Annotated in this window: 11 protein-coding genes; 9 read left to right on the plus strand and 2 right to left on the minus strand. The window is 68.6% G+C overall.

Translation table 11 applies throughout. The features are described 5' to 3' along the window. From L632_RS0100400 to aroA, 4 genes are all read left to right on the plus strand, one after another. Positions 1-780, plus strand: coding sequence for a type III pantothenate kinase (locus L632_RS0100400; RefSeq protein WP_028711953.1), 780 nt, complete (start codon positions 1-3; stop codon positions 778-780). Continuing rightward, positions 773-2,449 carry a ribonuclease J gene (locus L632_RS0100405; RefSeq protein ID WP_028711954.1) on the plus strand — a complete coding sequence of 559 codons (1,677 nt, stop codon included), beginning with the start codon at positions 773-775 and terminating at the stop codon, positions 2,447-2,449. The genes L632_RS0100400 and L632_RS0100405 overlap by 8 nt, the downstream gene beginning before the upstream one ends. Before the next feature lie 37 nt (positions 2,450-2,486). Continuing rightward, complete coding sequence (gene trmB, locus L632_RS0100410) at positions 2,487-3,188, plus strand: tRNA (guanosine(46)-N7)-methyltransferase TrmB (protein WP_028711955.1); 702 nt, start codon at positions 2,487-2,489, stop codon at positions 3,186-3,188. A gap of 78 nt (positions 3,189-3,266) precedes the next feature. Further along, the gene (gene aroA / locus L632_RS0100415) at positions 3,267-4,598 is read left to right on the plus strand and encodes a 3-phosphoshikimate 1-carboxyvinyltransferase (RefSeq protein ID WP_028711956.1); all 1,332 of its coding nucleotides are present in this window, start codon (positions 3,267-3,269) and stop codon (positions 4,596-4,598) included. A 188-nt stretch (positions 4,599-4,786) separates the two neighbouring features. Here aroA and L632_RS0100420 read toward each other — a convergent pair whose 3' ends face one another. Both L632_RS0100420 and L632_RS0100425 read right to left on the minus strand, forming a co-directional pair. Beyond that, positions 4,787-6,691: a propionyl-CoA synthetase gene (locus L632_RS0100420; RefSeq protein ID WP_028711957.1), complete on the minus strand. Its 1,905-nt coding sequence runs from the start codon at positions 6,689-6,691 to the stop codon at positions 4,787-4,789. A gap of 252 nt (positions 6,692-6,943) precedes the next feature. Next, entirely contained in the window at positions 6,944-9,223 is a 2,280-nt protein-coding gene (locus L632_RS0100425) for an NADP-dependent malic enzyme (protein ID WP_028716146.1), read from the minus strand. A 160-nt stretch (positions 9,224-9,383) separates the two neighbouring features. On the opposite strand from L632_RS0100425, the gene L632_RS0100430 reads away from it, so the two are divergent. The 5 genes from L632_RS0100430 to upp are packed head-to-tail and all read left to right on the plus strand — an operon-like array spanning position 9,384 to position 13,834. After that, positions 9,384-9,779: a cytidine deaminase gene (locus L632_RS0100430; RefSeq protein ID WP_011748510.1), complete on the plus strand. Its 396-nt coding sequence runs from the start codon at positions 9,384-9,386 to the stop codon at positions 9,777-9,779. After that, positions 9,776-11,056, plus strand: a complete 1,281-nt coding sequence (locus tag L632_RS0100435; protein ID WP_028716147.1) for a thymidine phosphorylase — start codon at positions 9,776-9,778, stop codon at positions 11,054-11,056. The genes L632_RS0100430 and L632_RS0100435 overlap by 4 nt, the downstream gene beginning before the upstream one ends. Continuing rightward, complete coding sequence (locus L632_RS0100440; RefSeq protein ID WP_028716148.1) at positions 11,053-12,237, plus strand: phosphopentomutase; 1,185 nt, start codon at positions 11,053-11,055, stop codon at positions 12,235-12,237. The genes L632_RS0100435 and L632_RS0100440 overlap by 4 nt, the downstream gene beginning before the upstream one ends. Continuing rightward, entirely contained in the window at positions 12,234-13,202 is a 969-nt protein-coding gene (locus L632_RS0100445) for an adenosine deaminase (protein WP_028711961.1), read from the plus strand. The genes L632_RS0100440 and L632_RS0100445 overlap by 4 nt, the downstream gene beginning before the upstream one ends. Continuing rightward, the gene (gene upp, locus L632_RS0100450) at positions 13,199-13,834 is read left to right on the plus strand and encodes a uracil phosphoribosyltransferase (protein WP_028711962.1); all 636 of its coding nucleotides are present in this window, start codon (positions 13,199-13,201) and stop codon (positions 13,832-13,834) included. The genes L632_RS0100445 and upp overlap by 4 nt, the downstream gene beginning before the upstream one ends. Positions 13,835-13,863 lie beyond the last annotated feature (29 nt).

Here is a 13,863-nt window from a genome sequence, read left to right on the forward strand (position 1 = left end):
ATGCTGCTTTGCATCGACACCGGCAACACCAACACGGTCTTTTCGGTCTGGGACGGCGAGAAATTCGTGGGCCTCTGGCGCATCTCGACCGACCATCGCCGCACGGCGGACGAATATTTCGTCTGGCTGTCCACGCTGATCTCGCTGCAGAAGCTGGAGCTGAGCATCGATGCCTGCATCATCAGCTCGACCGCGCCGCGGGTGGTGTTCAACCTGCGCGTGCTCTGCAACCGCTATTTCGACACCCGCCCGCTGGTGGTCGGCAAGCCCGACTGCCTGCTGCCGGTGGCGCCGCGGGTGGATTTCGGCACCGTGGTCGGTCCCGACCGGCTGGTGAACACCTGGGGGGCGTTCCAGCGGCACGGGCCTGACCTGATCGTGGTCGATTTCGGCACCGCGACCACCTTCGACGTGGTCGATACCGACGGCGCCTATGTCGGCGGCGTCATCGCCCCGGGGGTGAACCTGTCGCTGGAGGCGCTGCATATGGGCGCGGCCAGCCTGCCGCATGTCGATGTGACCATGCCGGCCAAGGTGATCGGCACCAATACGGTGTCCTGCATCCAGTCGGGCATCTTCTGGGGCTATATCGGCCTGGTGCAGGGCGTGGTGGACAAGATCCGCGAGGAACGCGGCCGGCCGATGAAGGTTATCGCTACGGGCGGGCTGGCGCCGCTGTTCGACCAGGGGTTTGATTTGTTTGACGCGATCGAGGACGATCTGACCATGCACGGCCTGCGCCTGATCCACGATTACAACAAGGAGATGGGCAATGGCTGAGCGCCTGATCTATCTGCCGCTGGGCGGCGCGGGCGAAATCGGCATGAACGCCTATGTCTATGGCTATGGCCAGCCGGGGCGTGAACGGCTGATCGTCGTCGATCTGGGCGTGACCTTCGGCGACATGGATTCTTCGCCCGGCATCGACCTGATCATGGCCGATGTCGCCTGGCTGGAAGCCAATCGCGACCGCATCGACGCCATCTTCATCACCCATGGGCACGAGGATCACGTCGGCGCGCTTGGCCTGCTCTGGCCCAAGCTGCAAAAGCCGGTGCATTGCCGCCGCTTCACCGGCGCGCTGGCGCGGCTGAAGCTGGAGGAGGCCGGCCAGCCGGTCGATCAGCTGCATATCCACGCGCCGCGTCCCGATGCGGTGACGGTGGGCCCGTTCCGGGTGCAATTCGTCCCGATCAGCCATTCGATCCCGGAAAGCTCGGCGCTGATCATCGACACGCCGGCGGGGCGGATCGTGCATACCGGCGACTTCAAGCTGGACGGCACCCCGGTGGTGGGCGAGGCCTTCGACCCGATCCTGTGGCACGACATTGCCAACGAGGGGCAGGGGATCAAGGTCCTGACCTGCGATTCCACCAATGTCTTCTCGCCCCATCCCGGCCGGTCCGAAGCGGTGCTGGCAAATCCGCTGCTGGATTTCGTCATGGCGCAGCGGCAGCTGGTGGTGGCGACGACCTTCGCCAGCAACATCGCCCGGCTCAAGACCCTGGCCGAGGCCGGCATCGCCGCCGGCCGCAAGATCTGCCTTCTGGGCCGGGCCATGCGCCGCATGGTGACCGTCGCGGTCGAGACCGGCATCCTGACCAGTTTCCCCCCGGTCATCAGCCCCGAGGAAGCCTCGGAGCTGCCGCGCGACAAGGTGATGCTGATCGTCACCGGCAGCCAGGGCGAGCGCCGCGCCGCCAGCGCCCAGCTCTCGCGCGGCCGCTATCTGGGCATCCAGCTGAAGGACGGGGACAGCTTCCTGTTCAGCTCGCGCACCATCCCCGGCAATGAGCGCGGGGTGATCCGCATCATGAATGCGCTCTCGGAAATGGGCGTGGACCTGCATGACGCCGATGACGGGCTCTATCACGTCTCGGGCCATGCCAACCGTCCGGATATCGAGGCGGTGCACGACCTGCTGAAGCCGCAGATCGTCATCCCGATGCATGGCGAGCACATGCATCTGCGCGAACATGCCAAGCTGGCCGAGGCACGCGGCATTCATTCGGTGGTGGCGACCAACGGCACCATGCTGGACCTGTCGGGCGAGGCGCCGCGGGTGGTGGACCAGATCGACACCGGGCGGATTTATCTCGACGGCACGGTGCTGATCGGCGCCATGGACGGGGTGGTGCGCGACCGCATCCGCATGGCGCTGAACGGCCATGCCATGGTCTCGGTCATCATCGACGAGGACGATACGCCGTTGCCCGACGCCTGGGTGGAGCTCTCGGGCCTGCCCGAGAAGGGCCGGGCCGGCGTGCCGCTGGCCCGCAATATCGAGGCCGAGCTGGCCGAGTTCCTGGAACGCGCCGACGACCGCACGGTGATGGACGACGACCGGCTGGAGGAGGCGATCCGCAAGATCACCCGGCAGGTCTCGATGGAGGAGATCGGCAAGAAGCCCGAGGTGACGGTGGTGATCTCGCGCCTGGCTGCGGAATGACTTGACCTTGCCCCGCGCCCGAGGCATGGGCGCGGGCATGAGTGAATTCGATCCGAACCCTCCGCGTCGCAATTTCTACGGCCGCCGCCACGGCAAGACCCTGCGCCAGTCGCAAAAGGGCTATCTTTCCGAGGATCTGGGCGAGCTGCGCCCGCGCGGCATCACCTTCGCCGAGAACCCCGAGAGGAAGCCCATCGACCCGGCGGCGATCTTCGGCGACGACCGGCCGGTCTGGCTGGAGGTCGGCTTCGGCGGCGGCGAGCATATGGTGCACATGGCGGCACGCTATCCCGAGATCGGCATCATCGGCTGCGAGCCCTTTATCAACGGCGTCGCCATGCTCTTGGGCAAGATCCGCAATGCCGGCGTGCAGAATGTCAGTGTGCATCCCGGCGATGCGCGCGACCTGATGGACGTGCTGCCCGACGCCTCGATCAGCAAGGCGTTCCTGAACTATCCCGACCCCTGGCCCAAGGCGCGCCATCACCGCCGCCGCTTCGTGACGCCCGAGCATCTGATCCCGCTCGCCCGCGTCATGAAGCCGGGCGCCGAATTCCGCGTCGCCACCGACATCCCCGATTACGTCCGCCAGACGCTGGAGGAGGTGCCGCAGGCCGGGTTCCAGCTGATCGGCGAAGGCCCGGAGCCTTGGGACGACTGGCCCAGCACCCGCTATGAGCAGAAGGCGCTGCGCGAGGGCCGGGTGCCGCATTACGTCACCTTCCGCCGCGGGGGCTGAAGCGGCGTTGATCGCCACCGATTGCAACCCCCGCCCGTGACCGCTATCACCTTGCGCGACAAGCACGAGGGGGCCTTCATGTCACATTCCGCCGAACCGCTGCCGATGACCGCCCGCCGCTCGGGTCCCCTGTCGGGCGAGGCCAAGGTGCCGGGCGACAAGTCGATCAGCCACCGCGCCCTGATCCTCGGCGCGCTGTCGGTGGGCGAGACGCATATCACCGGCCTGCTGGAAGGCCAGGACGTGCTGGACACGGCATCGGCCATGCGGGCCTTCGGCGCCCGGGTCGAGCGTCTGGGCGAGGGCGAATGGAAGGTCAACGGCGTCGGCGTCGGCGGCTTTGCCGAGCCCGAGGGCGTGATCGACTGCGGCAATTCCGGCACCGGCGTGCGGCTGATCATGGGCGCCATGGCCACGACGCCCATCACCGCCACCTTCACCGGCGATGCCAGCCTGTCGCGCCGCCCGATGGGCCGGGTTACCGACCCGCTGGAACTGTTCGGCTGCGAGGTCACGGCGCGTGAGGGCAAGCGGCTGCCGGTGACGATCAAGGGCGCGGCCGACCCGGTGCCGGTGCGCTACAAGACCCCCGTGGCCTCGGCGCAGATCAAGTCGGCCGTGCTGCTGGCGGGCCTGAACGCGCCGGGCGAGACGGTGGTGATCGAATCCGAACCGACCCGCGACCATACCGAGCGTATGCTCGCCGGCTTCGGCGCCAGCATCCGCGCCGAGACGACCGACGAGGGCCATGTCATCACCCTTAAGGGCCGGCCGGAGCTGAAGCCGCAGCCGGTGGCGGTGCCGCGCGATCCCTCCAGCGCCGCCTTCCCGGTGGCGGCGGCGCTGATCGTGCCGGGATCCGAGATCCGGGTGCCGGGCGTCAGCCGCAACCCGACCCGCGACGGGCTCTATGTCACGCTGCTGGAAATGGGCGCCGACATCCGCTTCGAGAACCCACGCGAGGAGGGGGGCGAGCCGGTCGCCGACCTGGTCGTCCGCCACGGCCCGCTGAAAGGCGTGACCGTGCCCGTGGAACGCGCCGCCAGCATGATCGACGAGTTCCCCATCCTCTCGGTCATCGCCTGCTTTGCCGAGGGCAAGACGGTGATGCAGGGTGTCCACGAGCTTCGCGTCAAGGAAAGCGACCGCATCGACGCTATGGCGGTCGGCCTGCGCGCCAATGGCGCCGAGGTCGAGGATACGCCCGACACTATGACCGTCCACGGCAAGGGCGGGCTGAAAGGCGGCGCTACCTGCGCCAGCCATCTCGACCACCGCATCGCCATGTCTTTCCTGGTCGCCGGCCTCGCTTCCGAGCAGCCGATCAGCGTGGATGACGGAGGCCCGATCGCCACGTCCTTCCCGGATTTCCTGCCGCTGATGCAAAAACTCGGCGCCCGGATCGACTGATCCGTCGCGGCCGGGGGCTGTCTGCCCCGTTGTCCATTGGTCCTCGGACCGATGGCGGACCAATGGCCAACCCCCGAGGATACTGCGACAAGAAAGAAAAAAGGAGAGCGGCGCCGGATGGGGCGCCGCCTGTGGTCTTTCTCTGTTGCTCAAATACCCATCATGCGGCCGTGGCCGCCGGGCGCGGCCTAGCCCGCCTTGGCAGCCTCGGGATAGCCGAGCCCGGCCAGCGCCTCGCGGATCTCGTCCAGGATCGCCGGGTCGTCGATGGTGGCGGGGGTCTTGAACGGTTCGCCGTCGGCGATCTTGGCCATGGTGGCGCGCAGGATCTTGCCCGAGCGGGTCTTGGGCAGCCGGTCCACCACGCAGGCCGACTTGAAAGCCGCGACCGGGCCGATCTTGTCGCGCACCAGCTTGACCACCTCGCGCGCCACCTGCTCATGCGGCGTCGCGATCCCGGCCTTCAGGCACAGGAACCCGACCGGCGCCTGGCCCTTGAGGCTGTCCGCCACGCCGATCACCGCGCATTCGGCGACGGCGGGATGGCTGGCCAGCACCTCTTCCATGGCGCCGGTCGACAGCCGGTGTCCGGCGACGTTGATCACGTCGTCGGTGCGCGCCATGATGTAGAGATAGCCGTCATCGTCGATATAGCCGGCGTCGCCCGTCTCGTAATAGCCGGGGAAATGCTCGAGATAGGATTTGCGGAAGCGGGTTTCGGCATTCCACAGCCCCGGCAGCGTGCCGGGCGGCAGCGGCAGCTTGACCGCGATGGCGCCCAAGGTCCCTGCGGGCACCGGATGGCCGGCCTCGTCCAGCACCTGCACGTCATAGCCGGGCATCGGCACCGAAGGGCTGCCCAGCTTGGTCGGCAGGGTCTCGATGCCGATAGGATTGGCGGCGATGGCCCAGCCGGTCTCGGTCTGCCACCAATGGTCCACCACCGGCACGCCCAGGTGCTCCTGCGCCCATTTCACCGTGTCGGGGTCGGCGCGCTCGCCGGCCAGGAACAGGGCTTGCAGGTCGTGCAGCTTGTAGCGGCGGATCCACTCGCCCTGCGGATCCTCGCGACGGATGGCGCGCAGGGCGGTGGGCGCGGTGAAGAAGCTCTTGATGCGGTGGTTCTGGATGATGCGCCAGAACACGCCCGGATGCGGCGTGCCCACGGGCTTGCCCTCGAAGACCACGGTGGTCGCGCCGGCGATCAGCGGCCCGTAGCAGATATAGCTGTGGCCGACGACCCAGCCCACGTCCGAGGCAGCCCAGAAGCGGTCGCCGGCCGCGATGTTGTAGATATTCGTCATCGACCATTGCAGCGCCACCAGATGGCCGGCGGTGTGGCGCACCACGCCCTTGGGCTGGCCGGTGGTGCCCGAGGTATAGAGGATATAGGCCGGGTGGTTGCCCTCGACCGGCACGCATTCGGCGGGCTTCACGCCGTATTGGAAGCCGTGCCAGTTGAAATCGCGGCCCTCGACCAGCTTGGCCACCTCTTGCTCGCGCTGGAAGATCACGCAGAATTCGGGCTTGTGCTGGGCCATGTCGATGGCGGCGTCCAAGAGCGGCTTGTAATGCACCACCCGGTTCGGTTCGAGCCCGCAGGAGGCGGCGATGATCGCCTTGGGCTGGCAGTCGTCGATGCGCACCGCCAATTCGTTCGCGGCGAAGCCGCCGAAGACCACGGAATGGATGGCGCCGAGCCGGGCGCAGGCCAGCATCGCCTCCAGCGCCTCGGGGATCATCGGCATGTAGATGATGACCCGGTCGCCCTTTTCGACGCCGCGCATGCGCAGCGCCCCGGCCAGCGAGGCGACGCGGTCCTGCAGCTGCTTGTAGGTGATGCCCTTGGTCGAAAGAGTGATCGGGCTTTCATGCTGGATGGCGATCTGGTCGCCGCGCCCGGCCAGCACATGGCGGTCCACCGCGTTCCAGCAGGTATTCACCATCCCGTCCGAGAACCATTCGTAGATCGGGGCCTTGTCGTCGAACAGCGCCTTCGAGGGCTTGCGCTCCCAGTCGATGGCATCGGCCGCCCGCATCCAGAAACCCTCAGGGTCCGCCTGCCAGGCAGAATAGATCTCCCGATATCCCATGAAACAACTCCTCCCCGGATGAATGGGCCGGAGTTATGCGCGCCGAAAGGCAGGGCGCAAGGATGTTAACGCCCACAACCGCGGGTGCGACAAAAAGTTTTGCAGAATCCCGCGCCATTCGCGGGAATTAGTTTGCAAATCGCCGGCGACTTTGCGTCGGGCTGAAAACCCCGCGGCATTTTGCAAAATCAGGCCGGCCGCCCAGGGCCGCGGCAGAATCACCGCGAGCCCTGACGCAGCTTCCCCTGCCGTCTAGCGATAGTGATCGACCGGGGTGCCGGCGATCGCGCTCATGTTCAGCAGGCCGCGGGTGGTGATCGAGGGGGTGACGATATGGGCGCGGTTGCCCATGCCCATCAGGATGGGCCCGACCTCGAGCCCGTTGGCCTTGAGCTTCAGCGCGTTGCGCACCCCCGAGGCCGAGTCGGTGCCCGAGAAGACCAGCACGTTGGCCGCGCCCTCGATCCGGGAATGCGGCAGCAGCCGCTCGCGGATCGCCGGGTCCAGGGCCGAGTCCACGTGCATTTCGCCGTCGAAGATGAAATCGACGCCGCGCGCATGCAGGATCTCCATCGCCGCGCGCATCTTGCGGCCGGAATCGGTGTCCAGGTTGCCGAATTGCGAATGGCTGCACAGCGCGACCTTGGGCGTTACGCCGAAGCGGCGCACATGGCGGGCGGCGCCGATGGCGGCCTCGGCCACCTGCTCGGGGGTGGGGGAATGGGTGACCTGCGTGTCGGCGATGAACAGCGGCCCGTCTTCCAGGATCATCAGCGACAGCGCGCCATGTGGGCGCAGACCGTCGCGGGCCAGCACCTGGGTGACATAGTTCAGGTGCCAGCTGTATTGGCCGAAGGTGCCGCAGATCAGGCTGTCGGCCTCGCCCCGGTGTACCATGACCGCGCCGATGGCGGTGGTATTGGTGCGCATGATGGCGCGGGCGATGTCGGGCGTGACGCCCTGGCGGGCCATCAGCTCGTGATAGGTGCCCCAATAGTCGCGATAGCGCGGGTCGTTTTCGGGGTTCACGATCTCGAAATCGCGGCCGGGGCGGATCGGCAGGCCGGCGCGCTCGGCGCGCATCTCGATCACCTCGGGCCGGCCGATCAGGATGGGCGCATCGGTGGTTTCCTCGAGCATGGCATTGGCGGCGCGCAGCACCCGCTCGTCCTCGCCCTCGGCAAAGACGATGCGGCGGTTGGCGGTAGCGGCGGCCTCGAAGACCGGGCGCATCATCAGCGCCGAGCGGAAGACCGAACCGTCCAGCTTGCGCTTGTAGGCGGCGATGTCGTCCAGGGGCCGGGTGGCGACGCCGGTCTCCATCGCGGCCTTGGCCACGGCGGTGGAGACCACGCCGATCAGCCGCGGATCGAAGGGCTTGGGGATCAGGTAGTCGGCGCCGAAGCTCAGCTTTTCGCCGCGATAGGCCATCGCCGCCTCGGCGCTGGTGGTGGCGCGGGCCAGCGCGGCGATGCCTTCGATGCAGGCCAGCTGCATCTCGTCGTTGATCGTGGTCGCGCCCACGTCCAGCGCGCCGCGGAAGATGAAGGGGAAGCACAGGACGTTGTTGACCTGGTTCGGATAGTCGCTGCGGCCGGTGGCGATGATGGCGTCGGGCGCCACGGCGCGCGCATCCTCGGGCAGGATCTCGGGCGTGGGGTTGGCCAGCGCGAAGATGATCGGGCGCTTGGCCATCTTGGCCACCATATGGGGCTTGAGCACGCCGGGGCCGGACAGGCCCAGGAACAGGTCCGCGCCCTCGATCACCTGCTCCAGCGTGCGCAGGTGGGATTTCTGCGCGTATTCCGCCTTTTGCGGGGTCATCTCCTCGGTCCGGCCCTCATGGACCAGGCCGGCGATGTCGCAAAGCCAGACGTTCTCGCGCTTCACGCCCAGCTTCAGCAGCATGTTGAGGCAGGCGATGCCGGCCGCCCCGCCGCCGGTCGAGACGACCTTGATGTCCTCGAACCGCTTGTGGGCGATGTGCAGCGCGTTGGTCGCCGCCGCGCCGACGACGATGGCGGTGCCGTGCTGGTCGTCGTGAAAGACCGGGATGTTCATGCGCTCGCGACACAGCTTCTCGACGATGAAGCAGTCCGGGGCCTTGATGTCTTCCAGGTTGATGGCGCCGAAGGTCGGCTCCATCGCGCAGACGATCTCGGCCAGTTTCTCGGGGTCGGGCTGGTTCAGCTCGATATCGAAACAGTCGATATTGGCGAATTTCTTGAACAGGACCGCCTTGCCCTCCATCACCGGCTTCGAGGCCAGCGCGCCGATATTGCCCAGCCCCAGCACCGCGGTGCCGTTCGAGACCACGGCGACCAGATTGCCGCGTGCGGTATAGCGGGCGGCGGTGGAGGGGTCGGCCTTGATCTCCAGGCAGGCTTCCGCCACGCCGGGCGAATAGGCGCGGCTCAGGTCGCGGCCATTGGCAAGGGGCTTGGTCGCGCGCACCTCAAGCTTACCCGGGCGCGGGAATTCGTGATAATCCAATGCCGCCTGCCGGGCGTTGTCCTGTCTGCGTTCTTCCATCGCCAGACCCTCTCCTCTCAAGATGGTTCAGCGTTAAACTATTTTTTCGGCGGAGAACAGGGGGCATCGCGGCCGGGGGCGGGGATGCGCCGGACTTGCATCGCGATGGGCGGGCGCGCAAACTCGCAATCCGGTCGGGTGGCAGGCGAAAGGTGGGGTAATGGCGCTTCTGGATGCGGCGCGCGAGGTGCGCGAAAGGGCCTATGCGCCCTATTCCAATTTCAAGGTCGGCGCGGCGGTGCGCGGGGCCTCGGGGCGGATCTATGCCGGCTGCAATGTCGAGAACGTGGCCTATCCCGAGGGCACCTGCGCCGAGGCCGGCGCCATCGCCGCCATGGTCGCGGCGGGCGAGACCGAGATCGTCGAGGTCGCCGTCATCGCCGACTCGCAGGGCCCGGTGCCGCCCTGCGGCGGCTGCCGCCAGAAGCTGGCCGAGTTCGGCCGCCCCGAGACGCCGGTGCTGCTGGCCACGACCCGGGGCCACGAGCTGGCCACCACCATCGGCGAGCTGCTGCCGGGGCGCTTCGGCATCAGCCACATGTCGGGCACCGAATGAGCCCTGCCGATCCGCGTCCGGTGATCGCCGCCGTCCGCGACGGGCGCGGGCTGGACGCGGCGGGCGCGGCGCTGGTCGCGCGCGGCCTGGCCGATGGTTCGGTCAGCGATGCGCAGGCCGCAGCCTTCGCCATGGCGGTGCTGCTGCGCGGGCTGGACGAATCCGGCCGGGTGGCGCTGACCCGGGCGATGCGCGATTCCGGCCATGTGCTGCGCTGGGACCTGCCGGGGCCGGTGGTGGACAAGCATTCGACCGGCGGCATCGGCGATGCGGTCAGCCTGATCCTGGCCCCGCTGGTGGCCAGCTGCGGTGCCTATGTGCCGATGATCTCGGGGCGGGGGCTCGGCCATACCGGCGGCACGCTGGACAAGCTGGAGGCGATCCCCGGCCTCCGCACCGCGCTGTCCGAGGACGATTTCCGCCGCGTGGTGGCCGGGGTCGGCTGCGCCATCGTCGCGGCCGGGCGCGACCTTGCGCCGGCCGATGCGCGGCTTTACGCGATCCGCGATGAAAGCGCGACGGTGGGCTCGGTCGACCTCATCACCGCCTCGATCCTGTCGAAGAAGCTGGCGGCGGGGCTCGATGCGCTGGTGCTGGACGTCAAGCAGGGCAGCGGCGCCTTTCTGCGCGGACCGGATGCGGCGCTGGGGCTGGCCCGCGCGCTGGTCGAGACCGCGACGGGCGCCGGTTGCCGCACCCGCGCCTATGTCACCGACATGGACCAGCCGCTGGCCCGCGCCGCCGGCAATGCGCTGGAACTGCGCGAGGCCATTGCGGTCCTGAAGGGCGGACAGGGCGCGCTGCGCGAGCTGTCGCTGGCGCTGTCCTCGGCCTGCCTCGACCTTGGGGGCCTGTCCGATGGCGCCTTGCGGGCGCTGGAGAGCGGCGCCGCGGCCGAGCGTTTCGCCCGCATGGTCGCGGCGCAGGGCGGGCCCGCCGACCTGCTGGAGCATCCCGACCACCACCTGCCCTCTGCGCCGGTGGTGCGTGCCGTGCCCGGCCATGGCCGCGTCGCGGCCATCGATACCGAGGCGCTGGGTCATGCCGTGGTTGCACTTGGCGGCGGGCGGCTGCATGCGGGCGACCGGATCGACCCGCGGGTGGGGCTTGCGGAACTGCTCCGCATCGGCGAGGAGGCGGGTCCGGGTCGTCCCCTGGCGCTGGTCCATGCCGCCTCCGAGGCGGCGGCCGAGGCAGCAGCCGCCACCGTGGCGGCCGCCTATCTGCTGGGCGATGGGCCGGAGCCCGGCCCATTGATCCGCAGCGAGGTAACATGACCGACAGACGCGCCTTCCTGATCGTGATGGATTCGGTGGGCATCGGCGGGGCGCCCGACGCGGGCGCCTATTTCAACGACGGCCGGCCCGATACCGGCGCCAATACCGTCGCCCATATCGCCCGGGCGCGGCCGCTGCACATGCCGCATCTGGACGCGCTGGGCCTGGGCGCCGCGATCCGGCTGGCCAGCGGCGAGGCGGCCCCGGGCCTGGACGCCCGGCCGCAGGGGCTCTGGGGCGCTGCGACCGAGGTTTCGCGCGGCAAGGACACCCCGTCCGGCCATTGGGAGATCGCGGGCGTTCCCGTGCCCTGGGACTGGCATTATTTCCCGAACACCCGCCCGGCCTTTCCCGCCGAGCTGACCGAACGCATCGCCGAAGCCGCGGGGACCATGGGCATCCTCGGCAACGAACATGCCTCGGGAACCGAGATCATCGCCCGGCTGGGGGCCGAGCATCTGCGCAGCGGCTGGCCGATCTGCTACACCTCGGCCGACAGCGTCTTGCAGATCGCCGCGCATGAGGAAGGCTTCGGCCTCGACCGGCTTTACCGGCTCTGCGAGCAGGTGGCCGCCATGGTCCACCCGATGCGCGTGGGCCGCGTCATCGCCCGGCCCTTCCTGGGCGCCGAGGGCAGTTTCGCCCGCACCCCCAACCGCCGCGACTATGCCATCGCCCCCCCGGCGCCGACGCTTCTGGACGTGGCGCAAGAGGCGGGGCGGGCGACCCATGCCGTGGGCAAGATCGGCGACATCTTCTCGCATCGCGGCATCGGCAGGCTGCACAAAGGCAGGTCCGATGCCGATCTGGCCGGCCATCTGCTGGCGCTTGCCGACGCGGCCGAGCCGGGCAGCCTGACCTTCGCCAATTTCGTCGAGTTCGACAGCCTCTACGGCCATCGCCGCCACGTGGCGGGCTATGCGGCGGCTCTGGAATGGTTCGACGGGGTGGCGGGGGCACTGCTTTCGCGCCTGCGGCCGGGGGATCTGGCGATCTTCACCGCCGACCACGGCAACGACCCGAGCTGGCACGGCACCGACCACACCCGCGAACGCGTGCCGGTGCTGGGCTGGGGCTATGGCCCGCGCGGCATCGGCCAGGTCGGTTTCGCCGATATCGCCGCCTCGGTCGCCGCGCATCTCGGCCTGCCGCCGGTCGGGCCGGGGAGGTCGTTCCTGTGAAATCGCTGAAGAAGATCGAGCTGCACCTGCATCTGGAAGGCGCGGCGCCGCCCGGTTTCATCCGGGCGCTCGCGGCCGAGAAACATCGCGACATCGGCGGCATCTTCGACGAGAAGGGCGCCTATGCCTATCGCGATTTCAAGGACTTCCTGCGGGTCTATGAGGCGGCGACCTCGGTTCTGACCACGCCGCGCGACTATGCCCGGCTGCTGTCCGAGGTGCTGGCGGAATGCGCCGAGCAGGGCGTGATCTATGCCGAGCTTTTCGTTTCGCCCGAGTTCTGCGGCGGCGCGGACCTGCCGGCCTGGCGCGACTATCTCGCTGCCATGGAGGAGGCCGCGGTCGAGGCCGAGCGCGGCGGCATCGCCAGCCGCGCCGTGCTGACCTGCATCCGCCATTTCGGCGCCGAGCGCGCCAAGCGCACCGCGATCTGCGCCGCCGAGACCTCGGGCGGCTGGGTTGCCGGGCTCGGCATCGGCGGCGCCGAGGATGCCGGCGAGCTTGGCGATTTCGCCTGGGCCTTCGACTGCGCGCGCGAGGCCGGGCTGGGCCTGACCGCCCATGCCGGCGAGTGGCGCGGGCCCGAGTCGATCCGCGACGCGCTGGCGCTTGGCGTCAGCCGCATCGGCCACGGCATCCGCGCCGTCGAGGATGCGCAGCTGCTCCGCGACCTGGCCGAGCGCGGGATCACGCTGGAGGTCTGCCCCGGCTCGAACATCGCGCTTGGCTTGGTGCGGGACTGGGCCGCCCATCCCATCGCGCGGCTGGCCGACGCGGGCGTGCGCGTCACCGTCTCGACCGACGATCCGCCCTTCTTCCACACCAGCCTGTCGCAGGAATATCAACGGCTTGCCGATGCCTTCGGCTGGGCCGAGGCGGAATTCCGGCAGATGAACCTTTGGGCCGCCGATGCGGCATTCTGCGACCAGACCACCCGAACCCGCCTGCGAAAGGACCTGACATGACCCAAGCGCATCTGACCGTCGTCGATCACCCGCTGGTGCAGCACAAGCTGACCCTGATGCGCGACAAGACGACCTCGACCGCCGGCTTCCGCCGCCTGCTGCGGGAAATCAGCCTGCTTCTGGCCTATGAGGTCACGCGCGAGCTGGAGATGACCACCACCCGCATCGAGACCCCGCTTTGCGAGATGGAGGCGCCGACGCTGGAAGGCAAGAAGCTGGCGCTGATCTCGATCCTGCGGGCCGGAAACGGGCTGATGGACGGCATCCTGGAGCTGATCCCGGCCGCCCGCGTCGGTTTCATCGGGCTTTACCGCGACCCCGAGACGCTGCAGCCGGTGCAATATTACTCCAAGGTTCCCAGAGAGTTGGATGCGCGCATGACCATTGTCGTCGATCCGATGCTGGCGACGGGGAACTCGTCGGTCGCGGCCATCGACCTGCTCAAGGCCGAGGGCGCGCGCAACTTGCGCTTTTTGTGCCTGCTCGCCTCGCCCGAGGGGGTGGCGCGCATGCGCGAGGCCCATCCCGACGTGCCGATCGTCACCGCCGCGCTGGACGAGCGGCTGGACGATCACGGCTATATCGTGCCGGGCCTGGGCGATGCCGGCGACCGCATGTTCGGCACGAAATGAGGCTGCGTTAACCGGCTCTTCAGGGCTTT

The sequence above is a fragment of the Paracoccus sp. J39 genome (genome assembly GCF_000518925.1).
Lineage (GTDB): Bacteria > Pseudomonadota > Alphaproteobacteria > Rhodobacterales > Rhodobacteraceae > Paracoccus.